13 protein-coding genes are annotated in these 19,467 nt (G+C 64.7%); all 13 read left to right on the top strand.

What is annotated here, in order from left to right:
• Positions 1-54 precede the first annotated feature (54 nt).
• The 13 genes from C3E77_RS11720 (at position 55) to C3E77_RS11660 (ending at position 19,465) form a co-directional block, all read left to right on the top strand.
• Positions 55-4,545 (top strand): type VII secretion EssC family protein, encoded by a 4,491-nt coding sequence (locus tag C3E77_RS11720; RefSeq protein WP_108391800.1) that lies wholly within the window; start codon positions 55-57, stop codon positions 4,543-4,545.
• A gap of 104 nt (positions 4,546-4,649) precedes the next feature.
• Entirely contained in the window at positions 4,650-4,946 is a 297-nt protein-coding gene (locus C3E77_RS11715; RefSeq protein ID WP_108391795.1) for a WXG100 family type VII secretion target, read from the top strand.
• Between the two features lie 68 nt (positions 4,947-5,014).
• Positions 5,015-5,371 (top strand): hypothetical protein, encoded by a 357-nt coding sequence (locus C3E77_RS11710; protein WP_198412142.1) that lies wholly within the window; start codon positions 5,015-5,017, stop codon positions 5,369-5,371.
• 49 nt (positions 5,372-5,420) lie between these two features.
• Complete coding sequence (locus tag C3E77_RS11705) at positions 5,421-6,758, top strand: putative T7SS-secreted protein (RefSeq protein WP_108391799.1); 1,338 nt, start codon at positions 5,421-5,423, stop codon at positions 6,756-6,758.
• A gap of 69 nt (positions 6,759-6,827) precedes the next feature.
• The gene (locus tag C3E77_RS11700) at positions 6,828-7,442 is read left to right on the top strand and encodes a hypothetical protein (RefSeq protein WP_108391798.1); all 615 of its coding nucleotides are present in this window, start codon (positions 6,828-6,830) and stop codon (positions 7,440-7,442) included.
• A complete protein-coding gene (locus C3E77_RS11695) occupies positions 7,439-8,074 on the top strand; it encodes a hypothetical protein (RefSeq protein WP_108391797.1) in 636 nt (211 codons plus the stop codon). The genes C3E77_RS11700 and C3E77_RS11695 overlap by 4 nt, the downstream gene beginning before the upstream one ends.
• On the top strand, positions 8,043-8,906 hold the full coding sequence (locus C3E77_RS11690; protein ID WP_162924994.1) for a hypothetical protein: 864 nt from the start codon (positions 8,043-8,045) through the stop codon (positions 8,904-8,906). Before C3E77_RS11695 ends, C3E77_RS11690 begins: the two co-directional genes overlap by 32 nt.
• Before the next feature lie 104 nt (positions 8,907-9,010).
• Positions 9,011-9,307, top strand: a complete 297-nt coding sequence (locus tag C3E77_RS11685) for a WXG100 family type VII secretion target (protein ID WP_108391795.1) — start codon at positions 9,011-9,013, stop codon at positions 9,305-9,307.
• A gap of 124 nt (positions 9,308-9,431) precedes the next feature.
• Entirely contained in the window at positions 9,432-10,265 is an 834-nt protein-coding gene (locus C3E77_RS11680) for a PP2C family protein-serine/threonine phosphatase (RefSeq protein WP_158270290.1), read from the top strand.
• Positions 10,266-10,272: 7 nt separating this feature from the next.
• Positions 10,273-11,646: an FHA domain-containing protein gene (locus C3E77_RS15750; protein ID WP_108391793.1), complete on the top strand. Its 1,374-nt coding sequence runs from the start codon at positions 10,273-10,275 to the stop codon at positions 11,644-11,646.
• A 1-nt stretch (position 11,647) separates the two neighbouring features.
• A complete protein-coding gene (locus C3E77_RS11670) occupies positions 11,648-13,291 on the top strand; it encodes a protein kinase domain-containing protein (protein ID WP_108391792.1) in 1,644 nt (547 codons plus the stop codon).
• Positions 13,279-14,091 carry a hypothetical protein gene (locus tag C3E77_RS11665; protein WP_418288042.1) on the top strand — a complete coding sequence of 271 codons (813 nt, stop codon included), beginning with the start codon at positions 13,279-13,281 and terminating at the stop codon, positions 14,089-14,091. Before C3E77_RS11670 ends, C3E77_RS11665 begins: the two co-directional genes overlap by 13 nt.
• A gap of 136 nt (positions 14,092-14,227) precedes the next feature.
• Entirely contained in the window at positions 14,228-19,465 is a 5,238-nt protein-coding gene (locus C3E77_RS11660; RefSeq protein WP_162924993.1) for an Ig-like domain-containing protein, read from the top strand.
• Positions 19,466-19,467: the final 2 nt, after the last annotated feature.

Raw genomic sequence — 19,467 nt, 5'->3', positions numbered from 1 at the left:
ACTTCCGGTCCCGGCGATGATTCGCCGGGACCGACCTGCGAAAGGGAACCTCCGATGCGTCTCAAACTGACTCTCGCGCGCCCGAACGGATCGCGTGAGGACATCGTCGTCACCACGGATGCCGCGGCCACGATCGCAGAGGTCGCGTCGAAGGTTGCGCGGGCCGACCCCGCCCAGCCGCTGCCGCCCGAGGGTGACTACACGCTGCAGGCCGCGCTTCCGGGACACACCGAGTGGCTGCCGCTGCCCCCTGACGGGCCGGTCGGCGAGGCATGGATCGGATCGGGCGCGACTGTCCACATCTCGGATGCTGGCAAGTACTTCTCCCAGGCGAAGACCGGGCACGCGCCGACCATCGCGACGCTGACGATCCTCTCCGGTCCCGACGTCGGGCGGACCATCCCACTGTCGGTCGGCAGCTACACAGTCGGGCGCGATGCGTCCTGCGACCTGGCGCTCGATGACAAACTCGTGTCGAAGAAGCACGTCAGGCTCGAAGTAGGCGATGGCGTCGACGTCATCGACCTCGGCTCGGCCAACGGTGTCGAAGTCGATGGTGGGCTGGTGTCCCGGCTCCGCGTCACGGACTCCGACACCATTCAACTCGGTGATACCCAGCTCAAAATCACGCTCTCGGAATCCGTCGTGCACTCGGGTGTTGCGCCCAAGGCCGGCCCGATCTTCTTCAACCGGTCACCGCGTGTCGAGAAGCGCTATCTCGGCCAGGAATTCGCGGGGCCGGAAGTGCCTGCCGAACCCGACGACCAGCCGTTCCCTTTCCTCGCCATGCTGGCCCCCGCCCTGATGGGCTTCGGGCTCTTCGCCGTCACGCAGCGGTTGACCTCCCTGATCTTCGTCGCTCTGTCGCCGATCATGATTATCGGCAACTTCGTCATGCAGAAGCAGCGGGACAAGCGCAAACTCAAAAAGCAGATCAAAAAGTTCGAGGCGCGGCTCGAGGCGCTGAATCTCGAAATGGAGAAGGAACGCCCAACGGAGCGCGAGCTCCGGCTGGGCGAGTCGCCCTCGACCCAGGAAGCGTACGAGCAGGCGATGAGGCGCGGCCCGGTGCTGTGGACGAGACGCCCGGAACACTGGTCGTTCCTCAACGTCCGGCTCGGTGTGGGCACGATGACCAGCCGCAACACGATCAGCTCTGGTGCGCGAGGCGACATGCTTCCCGAGTTCCAGGAGCGACTGGACGCCGTGATCGAAGAAAACCGGACGATCGACGGTGTTCCCCTCATCGACAACCTCTATGACTCCGGTGCCCTCGGCATCGCCGGTTCTCCTCATTCCGCCGCGGGTTCGGTGAACTCCGTTCTCGTGCAAATCACCGCATTGCACTCGCCAGCGGAGGTCGTCGTCGCCGCCCTGGTGACGCCCGACTGGTCGCAGGAGCTCGCGTGGCTGAAATGGCTGCCACACACATCGTCGCCTCACAGCCCGATCGATGCGATCCACCTTGCCGACAGCGCCTCGAGCGCCGGCCACCTCCTGTCCGCGCTGGAGGAACTCATCCACTCGCGGCTGAGTGCCAACCGGTCGAGCAGAGTCCGGCGTGGGGCCATGACGCAGGGCGCCGCCGCGCTTGAACGAGGTGCAGAGGTGGGCAAAGACTCGATCTCCAGTGGTACCAAGTCACAGATTCCAGCGGTCATCGTTCTGATCACCGACGACGTCGCTGTCGACCGGGCACGACTCGTTCAGCTCGCGGAGCTGGGGGCGGATGCTGGCGTCTACCCGATCTGGATCGCTCGCGACGTTGCGTCGCTTCCCGCGGTGTGCCGCACCTTCCTGTCGGTGCCGGACGATGGCACCAAGGCGACGGCCGGATTCGTGCGACTCGGCGAATACATCGATGATGTCGAGACCGAACTCATCGACGCGGACACCGCGCTCGACTATGGCAAGCGCATGGCGCCGCTGATTGACGCGGGCGCCCTCGTGGAGGATTCGAGCGACCTGCCCCGCTCCGTCTCGCTGGTGACTTTGCTCGGGCACGACCTCGTCGAATCCAGCGAAGCAGTCATCGACCGGTGGCGGCAGAACTCGTCGATCCACGACCGCACCCCCGGCGCTCCGCACAAGCCGCGCCGAGCGGGCAAGCTCCGGGCGATCGTCGGGTCCGGTGGCGTCGACGCGATGCACCTCGACCTGCGTACCCAGGGGCCACACGCCCTCGTCGGTGGAACCACCGGTGCGGGAAAGAGCGAGTTCCTGCAGGCGTGGGTTCTCGGCATGGCTGCTGAGTACAGCCCGGACCGCGTCACGTTCCTCTTCGTCGACTACAAGGGCGGATCCGCGTTCGCCGACTGCGTGTCGCTCCCGCACACGGTCGGGCTCGTCACGGACCTCAGCCCGCACCTCGTTCGACGTGCGCTCACGAGCCTTCGGGCCGAACTGCATTTCCGTGAGCACCTGCTCAACCGCAAGAAAGCCAAAGACCTTCTCGAGCTGGAGAAGCGCGGCGACCCCGACAGCCCTCCCGCTCTCATCCTCGTCATCGATGAATTCGCGGCACTCGTCGGTGAGGTTCCCGAGTTCGTCGATGGCGTTGTCGACATCGCCCAGCGTGGCCGGTCGCTCGGCATCCACCTGATCATGGCGACACAGCGCCCCGCCGGAGTGATCAAAGACAACCTCCGTGCAAACACCAACCTCAGGGTCGCGCTCCGCATGGCAGACGAGTCCGACAGCCAGGACGTCGTCGGGATCCAGGACGCGGCGCACTTCGACCCCGCCATTCCCGGACGCGGTGTCGCCAAGACCGGGCCAGGGCGGCTTATGAAGTTCCAGTCGGGGTACGCGGGCGGCTGGACCACGAAAGAGATCGACAGGCCTGACATCGACGTCGCCGAGCTGAAGTTCGGAGGCGAGACCAGATGGGAAGAGCCGAACTCCACCCAGACCGAGGAAAAGGATCTCGGCCCGACCGACCAGCAGCGGCTGGTCGCATCCCTGATCACAGCGGCCTCCTCAGCCGGAATCCCGGCACCGCGACGGCCATGGCTCGACGAGATCGCATCGATCTACGACCTCGGGCTGCTGCGCCAGCGCAGCGACACCGACCTGCTCCTCGGAGTCTCTGACCTTCCGGACATCCAGCAGCAAAAGCCCGTCTACTTCCAGCCGGATGTCGACGGCCACATCGCGATCTTCGGAACCGGTGGCTCCGGCAAGTCAGCTGCCCTGCGCACGATAGCCGGCGCAGCGGGAATCACCCCTCGGGGTGGGCCCGTGCAGGTCTACGGCCTCGACTTCGGTGCGGGCAGCCTGCGGATGCTCAACGACCTTCCGCACGTTGGTGCGGTGATCTCGGGCGACGACACCGAACGCATCGTGCGTTTGTTCCGTCGTTTGAACAGTGAACTGGAGGCGCGCGGCCCCCGCTATGCCGAGGCCAGCGCTGCGAACATCACCGACTATCGTCGTCTGGCCAACCGCCCGGATGAACCCCGCATCCTCCTGGTGATCGACGGTTACCCGGCCTTCCGCAATGAGTGGGAAGTGCCCGCGGGACGATCGATCTGGTACGACGTATTCAAGAGCATCCTGACGGATGGCAGGCAGCTTGGCATGCACGTGGCGTTCACCGCGGACCGGCCGGGCGCCGTGCCGGGCAGCATCGGATCCAACATTCAGCGTCGCGTCGTGTTGCGGCTCTCGGATGAGAGCGGATACAGCCTGCTCGACGCACCGAGCGATGTGCTTTCGGCAACGTCGCCTCCCGGCCGGGCGATTGTCGACGGGTTCGAAACCCAGATCGCGATCATCGGTGGCTCAGCGCAGATGTCCGACCAGGCTGCGGCAACCAGGCGCCTCGCCGCGTCCATGGGACGTGCGGGAGTGGTCGAAACGCCGCCCATCGGTTCGCTGCCCAAGGAATATGCGCAGTCCGATCTTCCTGCGGCCCTCGACGGGAAGCCGGTCCTCGGTATCAGTGAGGCCGAACTCGGCCCGTACGGAATCGATCCGGCCGGCTCCATGCTCCTCGCCGGAGGACCGGCGACCGGACGCACCAATTCGTTGTTCGCGATCATCGATGCGTTCCGGCATTTTGACCCGGAGACCCGGTTCTACTACATCGGCAACGCCAGGTCCGCAGTGTCGAGCGGCCGTGAATGGGTCGAAGCAGCGACCACCATCGAGTCCATTGCGGCGCTTGCCAAGAACCTGTCGGCCGCCGTGGCTGACCCGGAGACGGAGGGCCGCATCGCGGTCTTTATCGAGGCGATCGGTGACTTCCTGCAGACCCCGGCCGACGCCGCAATCGTCGAGCTCACGAAGGCTGTCAAGCGCAGCGACCACTTCATACTCGCCGAGGCAGAAACGTCGTCCTGGAACTCGTCCTGGCCGCTCATGAGCGAGTTCAAGAACGCCAGGCGCGGGTTGTTGCTTCAGCCGGACATGATCGAGGGAGACCTCATCCTCAAGACGCCGCTGCCGCGCATCGCGAAGTCCGAATTCCCGCCCGGGCGTGGCATGTATATCGCCAGGGGTAAGTTCGCCCGGGTTCAACTCCCACTCGTCGACCCCACTTAGGGGGCATGGGGAGTCCTCCCCATTGGTGGGTGGTGTGCTGGTCGATAGTGTGTGGTGTGCCGGTCAGCCGTTGGGGTTGGCCCGAGATTTTGAGGAGTGTTGTCATGGCGAACATGAATGTGACTTACAGCGAGATGACGGATGCTGCTACGCGTCTGACGACGGGTAAGGAAGATCTCGTTTCGAAGCTGACTGAGTTGCAGACGCAGGTGAACAGCCTGGTTCAGAACGGGTTTGTGACTGACCAGGCTTCGGGTGCGTTCCAGACGTCGTATGACCAGTTCACCAAGGGCACGACGGAGGCTGTGAACGGTCTTGAGGGCATGAGCCAGTTCCTGACGCAGGCGGCGGATGCTCTCGGCAACGTTGACAGCGAGCTCGCCAAGGGCATCAGCGGTTAACACCCGCACAACCTTTGTCGCGGCCGGCCCATCAGGGCCGGCCGTCCACACGCTGAAAGGAGTTCGCCATGAGCGACCTGGAAATCCGCACTGACCTGCTCGAGCAGCTGACGACAGACCTCGACGCTATCGCGAAGGAATTCGAGAAGGCCGACGGCTTCAGCGACGAGGTGGCGAACGCCGTAGGACACGATGAACTGTCGGGGAAGGTCACCGACTTTGCGCACAAGTGGAACGACAAGCGCGCGGACATGACCGAGTCGATCAAAGCACTTCAGCAGCAGATCGAAGCGATCTCTGACGCGTTCAACGAAGTCGACAGTGAGCTGGCAAAAGCGCTCGAAGACGCTGCCGCCGACACCGCTGCGAGCAACCCGGATGCGGCACCCGGCTCGTCGGGCCGATCGGCGCCTGACGCTGTTTAACATTTCCGATTCCTGAACCTTTTCCGCGGCACGAAGCAGAGGACACGCCATGGCTGACACCGAGTTCCAACCTCTTGAGGGCGACGACGCCGTCGTCTCGTCGAAGGCGACCCACTACCTGGAGATCGCGCACGCGATTACCCGTTCGATCGCATCCCTCAAGAGCCTTGCCGACACCAGCCAGATGACGAGCAAGGCAATCGATGCGGTCCGCACGAGCGCAACCGCGGTCGCGGAGGACATCGCGAAGGCACAAGAGCGCTACGAGGTCACGGCAAACGCCCTTCAGACCTACGCGGGCAAACTGAAGACGGCGAAGAGCAACGCAGACACAGCCATCGCGAGTATCGGCTCGGCCCAGTCCAGCGTCGATGCGGCCGAGACCGCAAAGACGACGGCTCAGAAGGCCGCCGAAGGTGACCCCACATTGCCGACGACCGCCGTCGATGACGCCGACTCGGACCTGGTAGCTGCATCGAGCGCATTGACGGGTTACCAGCAGGATTGGCGTGATGCCAGGACGTACAAGAACAACGCCGCCGAAGCCGCGATAGCGTCGATCATCGGAGTCACCGAGGGAAAGAAGGGCGACAAGCTCAACGACACCGGGTGGGACAACATCGGATCCAAGCTCTACGAGGCGTTCAAGAACATCTGCAAGTGGGCCGGGATTCTGGCCATCTTCTTATCGTGGGTGCCTTTTCTCGGGCCGATCCTCCTGGTGCTCGCCGCGATCGGCGCCCTCATCGAACTTATCGATTCGCTTGTCAAAGCCATCGCCGAGGGCGGAAGCTGGATGGACGTTCTGGGAGCCGCCGTTGGCGTCGCCCTCACCTTCTTCGGTGGCGCACTGATCAAGCACCTCGGAAAGCTCGCCAAGTCCTCGATCATGATCAAGAGCGCAGCGAAGGTCACCGGGAATCCTGCCGGACTCAAGCGGATGAAGGTCAGGCTCGGTCTGAAGGGCAACCAGAGCATCGCGCCGTCGATGATGGAAGCCGGTGCGCGAGTACGTATGGGCATCAAGGACATCTTCTTCAAGGAGCCGTTCAAGGCGATGACGACGATCGAGAAGGGTATGGTTCCTGCCGACTTCCGTAGTATCAAGACGCTCTTCAAGAACTTCGTTGTGGATCCGGGGCTCGCTGCCGTGAAGTTCAACAAAGACACGTACACGGCGATTCGCCTGGCCATCGACAACCCCTCAGTTCTTCAGGACTCCATGACTCTGGCGCGGTTGGGCCTCGCCGCCACAGTCCACGGTGCGCAGTCCACGAACGCGGTGTTGAACTTCGATGTCACCGACTGGGAGAGCTACGCGATCGGCCCGCTTGGTGATATCGCCAAGGAAGTCAACTCGTACCTGCCATCCGCGAGCGAGAAATAACGCTGCGCTCCGGCCAATAGGCTAAGAGCACTTCTTCGCACCGATAAACCTTCACTCACTGGGAGCCGAATGCTGCGCGGTAAACGCAACCGAATCATTGCCGACTGCGACATCGGGTTGACGGAGGACTGGTACCCCGTCGATTTGGAGCCTGAGACCGCCTCGGCGTGGCCCCGCACTCTCGCTGGAGAGCTCGGTCTGAGCGGCGACGTCAAGGAGCGGCTCGTCGAGCGCCTCGGTACCGTCCAGGAGACGATGAGGCGGATGCCTTCGCACCTGACGACGGCCGTCTGGATTCCTGATCCGTCCACTGGTGACGTGGCGAGCATCCTCGGTCTCGGTCTGGTGCAGCTCGCTGATGACCAGGGGCCCGAGACCTATCTCGAGTCGCTCGCCGCTGACGAGGGCCGGCGCGAACTCGGCGTCGAGTTCCAGAACGTGCAGACGTGGACGGCGCCGGTTGAGGCGGGGTTGGCGGTCGGGGCATACAACCTCATCGCGCACACCGATCTCGGCGAGGAGACCACGGTCGAAGAACGCACGGTTATCGGGGTGTTCCCACCGAGAAGCAAGGAGATGGTGGAGTGCATCTTCACCGCTCAGTCGTTGAATTCCTACGACGACATCATTCAGCAGACGATGGGCCTCGTTGCAACCATCGAGGTCGCCCTGGAGCGCGGATGAAAACGCGTCAGGTCAGACTGGGTCTGACCGATTTCTATCTCGTCCTGCCGGGCACGTGGGCTGCGATACCAATGGCCGACGCCGACTCGATGAAGAGACGGGTCGCGGCGCTGGTCAAAGAGCAGATGGGTCGCGACGACCGGCTCGCAAGCCGGAGACTGCAATTGCGCAATGAGCTCACCGAGGTCGCTGGCACAGCGGCCGAGCAGGGAGCCGTCTCGTTCGCCCTCGCGCTTGAACTGTTGCCCGGAGTGCCGTTCGGAGCTGCCATGATGGCCCGCCTGCAGCCCTGGTCTGATCCAGGTGTCGGTGACGCCGCAGCGCGCCTCGCGACGACGTTCCCCGATGCCGAGATCCTTCCGCTCGATGGGGGCGGCTGGGCGGCGAGGACGGCAACGACGGGGACGCAAAAGTACGCCACCGAAGAAACACCGTCGCTTCTCGTCGAATACTGGACGCCGGCACCGCACACGAGCGAGCTGCTCTACATCACCGTTTCAGCGCCGATGGCGCCGCAATCGCCGTTGTTCATTCAGCTGTTTGATGCGGTGATCGGCTCGCTCACGTGGGACATTGACATCGCAGAAGAGATTGTGGGACGTGAACTTGTCGAAGACGCGCGACAGTCGTAAAGCGCCGAAAAGTAAGGTCAAGCAGCGCACGCTGAATGTCGTGGTCGGGATCGGGGTTGTTCTCGCGGTTCTGGGTGTGGCAACGGTTGCCGTCAACCTGTTCTTTTTCTCCCGGATCCGGGACGTGGCCGAGTGGGACAACGACGTCGTAGTGCCCGGCGGCTTTTTCGGGATGTCTCCGTCGGAGATCGAGCAATTGTCGTTCTTTCTCTCCGTTCCGGGAGTGCTTTTCCTTCTCGCGCTCTGTTTCATCATGACGGGCCGGGTGCTTCGCGGTCAGGTCGGAACGCGGATAACCACAGGGCTGCGGGGAGGAACGGTTGTCTCAAGCAGCCCCATCCTCTCGGCCAGGGCGCAGGCCACCTGGATCGGCGTTGCCCTCGCCTTGTGGTTCCTGCTGATCGTCGTGCCGCTCGTTCTCGCTCTCGGCGGGGGCTGGCCCGCGACCGTCGACGAACTCCCGCAGGTATACGTCTGGCTCACTCTCGGCATGTATGGTGCCCTCGCATCAGCGATCGCCGGCGTGCTTGCTGTCTCACAGCTCAAGAAAAAGCGGTATCTCGACATGATTGCCGCTGAGGATCGCCGCTTGCTCGAGTCGCCGGTAGGAATTTGGCGCTGGCTCACCTATCGGTGGCGCTTCGATCTTTGGCTGGGTGGGGTCGGCGGGGCTGTTCTCGGCAGCTGCTGGCTCGCATTGTTCACAGCCGACATCGTGCTGTTCCTGGTCTCGCTTGTCATCGGCTGCGTGGTGTTCTGCGTCGGCGTGTGGATGGCCAGGCAGTACTGGAAAGCGGGAATGCCCCTCGGTATCGGCGAGTCCTTCGTTTAGGACCAATGGGGAGTCCTCCCCATTGGTGGGTGGTGTGCTGGTCGATAGTGTGTGGTGTGCCGGTCAGCCGTTGGGGTTGGCCTGAGATTTTGAGGAGTGTTGTCATGGCGAACATGAATGTGACTTACAGCGAGATGACGGATGCTGCTACGCGTCTGACGACGGGTAAGGAAGATCTCGTTTCGAAGCTGACTGAGTTGCAGACGCAGGTGAACAGCCTGGTTCAGAACGGGTTTGTGACTGACCAGGCTTCGGGTGCGTTCCAGACGTCGTATGACCAGTTCACCAAGGGCACGACGGAGGCTGTGAACGGTCTTGAGGGCATGAGCCAGTTCCTGACGCAGGCGGCGGATGCTCTCGGCAACGTTGACAGCGAGCTCGCCAAGGGCATCAGCGGCTAACACCCCAGCGTGTCGAGCATGAGGGCGGTCCGGTTCCGGACCGCCCTCATGCTCGGATACCGCCGGCGTCTCGATGGCGCCGCACCGCGATCAGGCCCTGCCCCGTCCATAGAATTGCATGAATATGTCTGCCCACGTTGAAACCATCACCACTCCGCGCTCGATAGTGACGGTGACCGTCACCGGCCGGAGCGAAACCGGACACGTCCGGGAGCACAACGAAGACAGCCTGATCGCGGAAGCGCCGATCTTCGCCGTCGCCGACGGGATGGGCGGACACACCCGCGGGGATCTTGCCAGCCAGGCGATGGTGCACCAGCTGTCGCACAGCATCCGCCGCGGGGAGCCGACGTCGCCCGAGGCCGTCTTCACGGCGATCACCGCCGCAAACTCCCTCATCTCGTCGTGGGCCGAGAGCTCGGGAATCGCGGGAACAACGGTGGCGGGGCTCGCCCTCGTGTCGCTCTCGAGCCAGGCCGACTGCCACTGGATGGCGTTCAACATCGGTGACTCCCGGGTATACCTCTGGGACGACCACCAGCTGCGTCAGGTCACCGTCGACCACTCAGCGATCCAGGAACTCATCGACGCGGGAGACATCACGCCGTTCGAGGCGCTGACCCACCCCGAACGCAACGTCGTCACCCGCGCGGTCGGCGTCGAAACCGATGCCGACCCCGATGTCTGGCTGCTCCCGGCATCCGACCACCAGACGTTCCTCATCTGCTCTGATGGGCTCACGCGTGAGGTATCCACCGAGCAGATCGAAGCTGTGCTGCGGTCCGGCGTCGAAGATCCGGCCGAGCGTTTGCTTCAACTTGCCCTCGACGCCGGTGCGCACGACAACGTGACCATCCTCATCGTCGACTCGCGCAGCGTCGACACGGCGCCACCGCGCCCGGGCTATCATGAAAATCGGTCGCTCGGATTCCTCGAGCAGACCCTGCCGAGGATCTGAGGGTGACATGACAGGGTATCTCTACGCCGACGCGCCCGAGCACGACTGGCTTGCCGTCGCGACGACCGGCCGCGTCCTCGTGGCCCAGGTCGCGCAGGACGCAGAACGGATCGCCGAGGTTGCCTCGGCAATCGACCCCGCTGCATCCGTCCAGACCGTCCTGGAAATGCTCACCGCAAAAGGGTTGTCGAACGTTGGACCGTTCGCCCTCGTGTTCTGGGTAGACGGTGCCATGCGCAGCAATGGCCTCGGAGTCATCGTGCGCGGGGGAGCGACAGTCAGCGTCGTCACCGACGACGGCACGGTCGTGGTCTCCTCACGTGGAGTGACCACATGGACCGAGCAGGTCGTGGAGAACGCCGTCACTTTCACCGTCGACACCGGTGCCGGCTCGTCCGACGCTCCACTGCTCCCGCTGACGCAGGGCGCGGCGTGGGTGTCGTCCATTCGACTCGACAGCGACGCGAGCGAGTCCGGCGATGAGCAGAAGAAAACGGATGCCGCGACGGCCACGCCGCGACGGGCTCCCCAGCACGCTGAACCGAAACCCACACCGAAACCCACACCGGAACCCGCACCGGAACCCGCACCGGAACCCGCACCGGAACCCGAATCACCGTCGCTCGCTGAGAGCACAGAAGAGACGCGCGTTTTCCACACCACCACCGGGGTGAAGCCTGAAGCCGAGACTCCCGTCGCTCCGGCCAGCCAGGACGAACCCGATGGTTACGACTACCTCTTCGGGGCAACCGTCTTCCGCACCGTCGGTTCCGCTGCGGTCGAGCAGCCCGGCGATGAGGACGAGGATGCCGGCCGCCCCGCCGCCCCGGCGACTCACCAGCAGCCCGCATCGACGGCAGCGTCCCCGGCACCAGCTTCCTCGACGACCGTTGCCTCAGCGCCAGCTTCCTCGACGACGCTCGGCGACCACGACGGCAACACCATGCTGGCCGCGGACATCCTCGAGGCTCGCAGACGCACCCAGGCTCACGGGGCGCCCCAGGGAACACCGGTCGCGACGAGCTCTCCGCAGCCCGCGCAACCCACACACGCGTACGTGCTCGAACTGCCCGGCGGCGGAAAGCAGCCACTGACGGCACCCGTGATCCTGGGCCGGGCGCCGAGCGTGTCAAACGTGCCGGCATCCGTTCTCCCGCACCTCGTCACCCTCACCGGCGATGACATCTCGCGCAGCCACCTCCGCGTCGCGGTCGAGGGCGGAACTGTCGTCGTGACCGACCTGCACTCGAGCAACGGCACCCACGTCGTCGCCCCTGGCAAGCCGCCGCAGTTGCTTCGCGGCGGAGAGCCGACCCCGGTCATCATCGGGACGGTCATCGACCTCGGCAGTGACATCGTGTTGCGCATCACGGAGGCATAGGGTGGCCCCTCGCCAGGTCGCCACTCCTCCGGAGTTGCCCGGCCTCCAATACGTCCGGCCGCTCGGCGCCGGCGGATTCAGTGACGTCTACCTCTACGAGCAGGAACTCCCCAAGCGCCAGGTGGCGGTCAAGGTGCTCGCATCCGACGAACTCACCGACGCGCTTCGGGCCGCCTTCATCGCCGAAGCGAACCTCATGGCCCAGCTCTCGGCGCACCCGTACATCGTCACGATTTACCACGCGGCGCTTGCGCCCGACGGACGCCCGTACTTCGTCATGGAGTACTGTTCGGGGCCGAGCCTCGCCGAGCAGTACAAGCGGGCGCGGTTCAGTGTCGCCGATGCGCTGCGCACCGGAGTTCGGCTGTCCAGCGCCGTCGCGACGGCGCACGCGGCAGGCATCCTGCACCGGGACATCAAGCCGGCGAACGTTCTGACCAACAACTACGGCTGGCCCGCCCTCACCGACTTCGGGATTTCGAGCGCTGTCGACACCGAACTGCCCGTCAACTCGACGACACGGGCGGCGATGAACGCCGAGGTCGGAGCGACAGCGGCCGGTTCCATCGGCATGTCGATTCCGTGGTCACCGCCAGAGATGTTCGACGACAACCCGCAGCCGGACGTGCGCAGCGACGTGTTTTCGCTCGCCGCAACGCTGTACACCCTGCTCGCGGGCCACACGCCCTTCGAGATCCCCGGACGCCCCAACGGCACCGTCGACCTCATCGGCCGGATCGAGCGCGGCACGGTCACACCGATGGACCGCGACGACATTCCGCGGTCGCTGACCTCCATCCTCGCGAAGGGGATGTCGGTTCAGGCCGACGATCGCTTCTCCACCGCCGTCGATTTCGCACGGGCGCTGCAGCGCGTTGAGATGGAGCTCTCGTACGCGCCGACCGCCATCGATGTACCGAATCTCACGATTCTTGACCGACCGGGCGACCGGGCTGAGGACTCAGAGGACAAGACGCGGATCCGTGGCGTCGCCACCGTGCACGCGCAGCCCGCCAAGGTGCAGGCGCCGCCGTCCGTCCAGCCTCCAGCGTCCTCGCCGGTTCAGGCCGGTGGGGACCCGACGGTCATCAGGCGGATGCCGTCGATCCAGCCCCACGGGGCGGGGCCCGCCGTTCCTTCTATCGCCGGCGACGCTCCCGAGCACACAGTCATCCGTGAGCGGGCCACACCGACGGAGGTCGAAGACGCACCCGCGCCCGCACCGAAACCACGCCGACTCCTTCCGCTCCTGGCCGGTGCGGGTGCGATCGTGGTCGTCGCCGGCGGTATTGTCGCAGCCGTCGTCTTTGGCTCCGGCGCTGAGAACCCGAACGCGGCTCCCACCCCAACGGCCTCGTCCGACATCGTGACGGCGGGAGTGCCCCAGCCGCAACCGGTGTCGGTGTCACCGGTCGGTGACGGCAGTTCGGTGACGTTCGCCTGGTCGAACCCCGAACCGGAAGACGGCGATACCTTCATCTGGCGGCGAGTCGGTGGCGCGGCCGACGAGCAACCCAAAACCGCGAAGGAGCCGACGGTGACCCTCGACTCGATCACCCCGGGAAGCCAGGTCTGCATCGAGATCGTCACCAGGCGAAGCTCCGGGAAAGTGTCGGGCGACCCATTGGAGATGTGCACACAGTGAAAGCTCCACGTATCGAGTTCTGCGGCGAGTGGTACGACATCACACCAGGACAACCCTTCTTCGTCGGGCGGGAGTCCGACCTGATCATCGACGAGAACCCGTTCCTGCACCGCAGGTTCCTCTCGATCAGTGACGAGAGCGGACTCTGGTGGCTGGCCAACGTCGGCAACCTGCTCTCCGCGACGGTGACAGACACGACCGGTCAGGTGCAGGCCTGGCTCGCTCCCGGCGCGAGGCTGCCGATCGTGTTCCCCGAGCTCACGGTGATGTTCAGCGCGGGTTCGACGACATACGAGTTCACCGTCCACTCGGAGGTCGAGTACTTCGGCACATCGGCGATGACCGCGATGGCAGCGGGCACAACCACCGTTGGTCCGGTGCACCTGACCAGCAGCCAGCGTCTCCTGATCGTCGCGCTGGCCGAAAACGTCCTGCGACAGGACTTTCCCGGCCGCGGTGAGATTCCATCATCCGTCGACGCCGCCGCCCGACTCGGCTGGACCCAGACGGCGTTCAACCGCAAACTCGACAATGTCTGCGACAAGCTCGACCGGATCGGCGTCCGAGGACTCCGAGGTGGACGGGGCAAGCTCGCCACCGGGCGTCGTGCCCGCCTCGTTGAGTACGCCGTCTCGTCGCGACTCGTCGATGCGAGTGACCTGGTGCTGCTCGACAGGGAAAAGCTCGAACGCGCCGCAGCTGCTGCCGATGCGAGCGGGCCCGGTGCTACCCCAAAACTGGGGGGCGGCGACTCTCTCGAACCCGGCGAAGGCAGTCCCCGCGCGCTCACGCGGTCGTAGCCCTGCCGCGTTCATGCGAAAGCATAATCGGGGCACTTGCCCTGCATGTTAGCGTTGCGTGGGTTTTCTCAGCACGGCGATGATGTCGCGCCGGTGAGGAACCCCTCGACCGTGTCAATCCTGGGGGGACAAGAGCTTGTTGAAGTGGCTCAAGGGGCGCAAAATCACGGCATCCGTCGTTGCGCTCTCGGTTCTCGTCGCGGTCCCCGTCACCGTCGCCGTCATCCACGAGGGCTTCCCGGTCACCGACGTCGACCTGAGCGCCCGCGACGTCTGGGTGACGAACGGCACTGAGCTCATGGCTGGTCGTCTCAACCGTCAGATTGAAGAGCTCAACGCCTCCGTCTCCACGGTGTCCAACGACATCGACGTCCTCCAGAACGGCGAGAACGTTCTGCTCCACGACCGCTCAGGCTCCACCGTCGAGCGCATCGACTCCGCTTTCACCACCCTTGTCCAGCGCGCGGATATGCCGCCGGGCGCCGAGCTGTCGCTCGGCGACGCGAAGCTCTCCATCGTCGACCCCAAGTCCGGTGAGCTGTGGGTCACGAACACGGCGGGAGAGCTGCGGTTCTCGACGGTCGACACCAAGCCCATCGCCAAGCTCGGCAAGAACGCCAAGTCGGTTGTGTCGAGCGAGGGCACGGTATTCGCTGTGTCACCCGAGAAGAAGAAGTTGTATGCCTACCCCGAGGGCGGGGGAGAGCCGACGGTCACCGCGCTGCCGAAGCTCGACGACTACCTCCTGACCGCTGCCGGTGAGCAGGCCGTCATCCTCGACCGGGACAAGAACCGAATACTGACGGATGCCGACGGCTCGATTTCGCTGCCAGACAAGGGCGTCAAGCTGCAGCAGGTGAGCGCGACCGGCGGCGAGGTCATCGTCGCGACCGGATCATCCCTGCTTCGCGTCCGCCTCAACGATGACAAGCCGCAGACCATCAAGGCCGAGATCACCAATCCGGTGAAGAAGGCCAACGAGATCTCATCGCCGGTCAACCTCAACGGCTGTGCCCACGGCGCGTGGTCGGGCGCAAGCAAGTACGTCGCGGTGTGTGGAGACGCCTCGCCCTCCCGCCAGGCCATCGAGCCGCTCGCCGAGGGGGGGACCCTCGAGTTCCGCGTCAACAGGAATGTCGTTGCGCTGAACAACCTGCAGACCGGCGACGTCTGGCTCGTCGACGCGAACATGCGGCTCGTGAAGAACTGGGAGGAAGTTACTCCGCCTCAGGAGGATGACGGCGAGGAGGGTGACGAGAAGGCATCGACCCAGTCGTTCGAAGACACCCTCGCCGACCGCACCGAGCAGAACCGCCCGCCGATCGCGCGAGATGACGTCCTCGGTGCGCGCCCAGGCAAGAGCACAATCCTCCCCGTCCTCGACAACGACACAGACCCGGACGGCGACGTCCTCACCATCGGTGCGAACCTCCAGGGGCTTGTGCCGGAGTCAGGGCTCGTCGAATTCATCGACGGCGGCCGCGCGCTGCAGTTCACCCCGAATGCCGAGCAGTCCGCCGGCACAATCTCGTTCCGCTATTCGGTGTCGGACGGTCGCACCGGAGGCGTCGCCGAAGCGACGGTGAGCGTCACCATCATGCCGATGGAGACCAACTCGCCTCCCGTCGAGCAGCGGAAGGGTGCGGTCAGCGTCGAGGTCGGGCAATCGATCTCCTACAACCCGCTCATCGACTGGCGCGATCCAGACGGCGACGACATCTTCCTCCAGTCAGCGGTGTCGGACAACGGTGACCTCGTCCGGTTCTCCCACGAGGGTTTCGTCACCGTCACACACACCTCAGCGCAGGAGGGCCCGCGCGACATCGTCTACGTCGTCTCTGACGGCTACGAGACGGCATCCGGAACCTTCACCGTCGACGTCAAGCCGGCAGGCACGCTCGGGCCGATCGGCACGCCCGACCACGTGCAGACCTTCGTCGGTGAACCCGTCGAGGCGTATCCCCTCGACAACGACCTCTCCACCAACGGATCCCAGCTCGCGCTCCTCGGCGCTGAGGCGCAGAGCGGCGGACTGACCGTTACCGTCAAGCCCGACTCCAACTCGATGCAACTCGCGGCGGGCAACGCCGGCGTCTACTACGTGCAGTACACGCTCGGCGCCGGTGCCGCCACGAGCATCGGCATGCTCCGCGTCGATGTCCGGGACGCACCCACCGAGGTCCAGAAGCCGATCGCGGTGCACGATACGGGCTACCTTCGTCCCAACGAGCCCACCTCTCTCAACGTGCTCACCAACGACGTGTCACCGAGCGGCAGCGTTCTCGCCATTCGCTCACTCGACATTCCCGACGAGTCGCGGGTGCTCTCCATCGAGGTGCTCAACTCCTCGGTGATCCGCGTGACGTCGTCCGGCGCCGTTACCGACCAGCTTCAGTTCAGCTACACGCTGTCCGATGGGACTCACGAGGCAACGACGACGGTGTCGATCGTGCCCGTCCCGCCGCTGACCAAGCACCAGGCGCCGATCGCTTCAGACGATACGGTCACCGTGCGCGCCGGCGACATTGCAAGCGTCCCTGTGCTCGACAACGATGTTCACCCCGACAACGCGGTGATGACGCTCGCTCCGGACCTCGTGGAGCCTGCCACGGGCGGGCTTGCCTTCGTCGCCGAAGGCAAGGTGCGCTACCAGGCGCCGCGTGAGCCAGGGGTGTACTCGGCGGTGTACACGGTGACGGATGCCTTCAAGCAGCAGGCGGTCGCGCGGGTCACCTTCAATGTCGTCGCCGAGAACAAGGACGACAACGATGCACCAGCGCCCAAAACACTGACCGCCCGGGTGTTCGCCGACTCGTCCGTCGAGGTCAACGTGCCGCTGGATGGACTCGACCCGAACGGTGACTCGCTCGTCTTCGACGGGCTGGCCAGCTCACCAGCGCTCGGAAGTGTGACGGACTCCACCAGCACGACGTTCGTCTATACCGCAGCCCCGGGTTCGAGCGGTACCGACGTCTTCTCGTACACGCTCAAGGACACTTATGGAGCGACAGCGATCGGGACCGTGCGCATCGGTGTCATCCAGCGCCCAGCGCAGGACTCGCCACCCATCGCCGTCGACGACACCATCGAGGTGCAACCGGGCCGGGTCGCGACAGTGCCGGTGCTCGCCAACGACTCCGACCCCAACGGGTACGAGATCGAAGTGGTCAAGAAGCTCAAAGAGGTCCCCGAGGGCGTGACCGCGACCGTATCGAAGAAGCAGTTCGTCGAGATCGAGGCGCCGGAGGAGGAGACGACGCTCTCCATCCGCTACGAGATCACCAACAACAACGGAGGGTTTGACACTGCGTTCGTTCAGGTGCGGGTGACCAGGGACGCCACAATCGAACCGCCGACGCTCATCGACCACATCGTTGAGGCGGCCGACGTCGTCGGTCAGAAAACCGTCGATATCGATGTGCTGAAGAACGCGAACAACTCTGGCGGTCGCACCGAAGATCTCGAAGTGTCACTCGAGGGACCTAACGCTGCCAACGCGGAGAACCTCGGCGACGGCATGGTTCGCGTCACCCTCGTCGACAACCGGATGGCGATCACCTACCGCCTGACGAACACCGTCGACGCCCTCAGCTCCGCCGCCTTCATCGTTGTGCCTCCGTTCTCCGACGGCCTGCCGCCGCGCATGAAGGATCTGCCGACCCAGTACGTCGATAAGAACGCGACCCGCACCTGGAAGCTCGACGACATTGCTGAGTCGCCCACCGGCAAGAAGATCCGCATCACGGGAGCGAAAGCTGTCTCGAGCGCGAAGAGCAACGGCGCCCCGAACTTCGTCGACGACCAGACCCTCACGTTCACCCCGGCGCTGGACTACCGCGGGCCCGCGAACATCACGTTCGAGGCGACAGACGGTTCGTCCACCGGCGTCGCGACACTGGTTCTCCCCATCGTCGTCGGCGACCCCGAGATGAAGGATGAGCCGCCGACATTCACCCCGCCAGACATGACGATCGAGGCCAACGGCGAACCGGAGACCTTCGACCTCCGCGCGGCGAGCTTCCACCAGAATCCGGAGGTCCTCGCAGCCCTGACGTACTCCGGACTCGGCGGCGCTGCCGGCGGAATCCAGGCAGCGCTGAGCGGATCCACTGTGACTGTCTCTGCGCCGTTCGGCACGCCGACGGGTACAGCGACCACCCTCACGTTCCAGGTGAAATACCGGGAGTTCGTCATCGACGGCTCAATGAACGTCCGGGTCGTTGCCTCCAGTAAGCCCATGCCGTCCACGGTGGATGACTCCGAACCGAACGGGCGCAGCAGCAAGGCTGTCACCCTCAACGTGCTGGCCAACGACTACAACCCGTTCCCGGGCCAGCCGCTCACCATCACCTCGACGCAGCTCAATTCAGGCAACGCGACAGTGACGATCTCTGGCTCCAACCTGATCATCACGCCCGGCCCGGAGAAGAGCCAGCAGATCAGCGTGATCTACACGATCCAGGACGCGACGAAGGATGCCTCGAGGCAGGCCCAGGGGCGCGCAGACGTCATCGTCACGAGCGCCCCGGATGCGCCGGCCGCGCCGACGCTTGCGGCGAGCCCCAGGAAAATCACCGTGACGATTGAGCCATCGCCGTCGAACAACGGTGCGGAGATCACGTCGTACACGGTCACGCGGACCGGCGGCGGAGGTTCCGTTGTCCAGACGGGAAAGGCCGGCGCTCGGCTCAGCTTCGCGGGTGAGAACGGGACGCCATACGAGTTCAGCGTGCGCGCGACCAATAAGGTCGGCGAGAGCGCCGCGTCACCGACGCGGTCGGCGACCTCGTACGGGACGCCGACGGCTCCGACCAGCGTGGCGATCAGCAATCCGAGCGGCAAGACAGCCCCAACCGCCCTGAGGGCGAACTGGGGAGTGCCGGACGATGACGGCGGCAGCATCACGGGCTACAACTGGAGATTCTCAAACGGGACGGCTGGTTCGACCACGTCGAGGTCTGCGTCGATCACTGACGTCGGTGCGGGTGACTACACGGTTGAGGTTCAGGCGTGCGGTCAGTTCGAGTGTGGCCCGTGGGCCAAGTCGGATGCTGTTCACGTTTCCGAGCCGCCACCACCGCCTCCACCACCGCCGCCGGCGCCACCGGAGGATAAGCGCACCCTCTCGCTGAAGAAGGGGCCGCCAGCGGGCGGTGGCATGTTCTACTTCCACATCACCATGAAGAACTGGGAGCCAAACACCGATTACGACTGGAGCTGTTACACCAACGGCAGCTACTTCCGCACATATACCCTCAGGACGAACGGCAGCGGGGGCTTCGACGAGGCACCACTCACCTGCTTCGCGGGTTTCCCGGACACGAAGGTCAAGGTCGGGGACAAAGAATCGGGCTACGTGGACTTCCGTCCATGAGC

This window comes from Mycetocola zhujimingii, assembly GCF_003065425.1.
Classification (GTDB): Bacteria; Actinomycetota; Actinomycetes; order Actinomycetales; family Microbacteriaceae; genus Mycetocola_A; species Mycetocola_A zhujimingii.
Note: the sequence above shows the minus strand (reverse complement) of the source record. Positions and strands in the feature narration are given on the sequence as shown.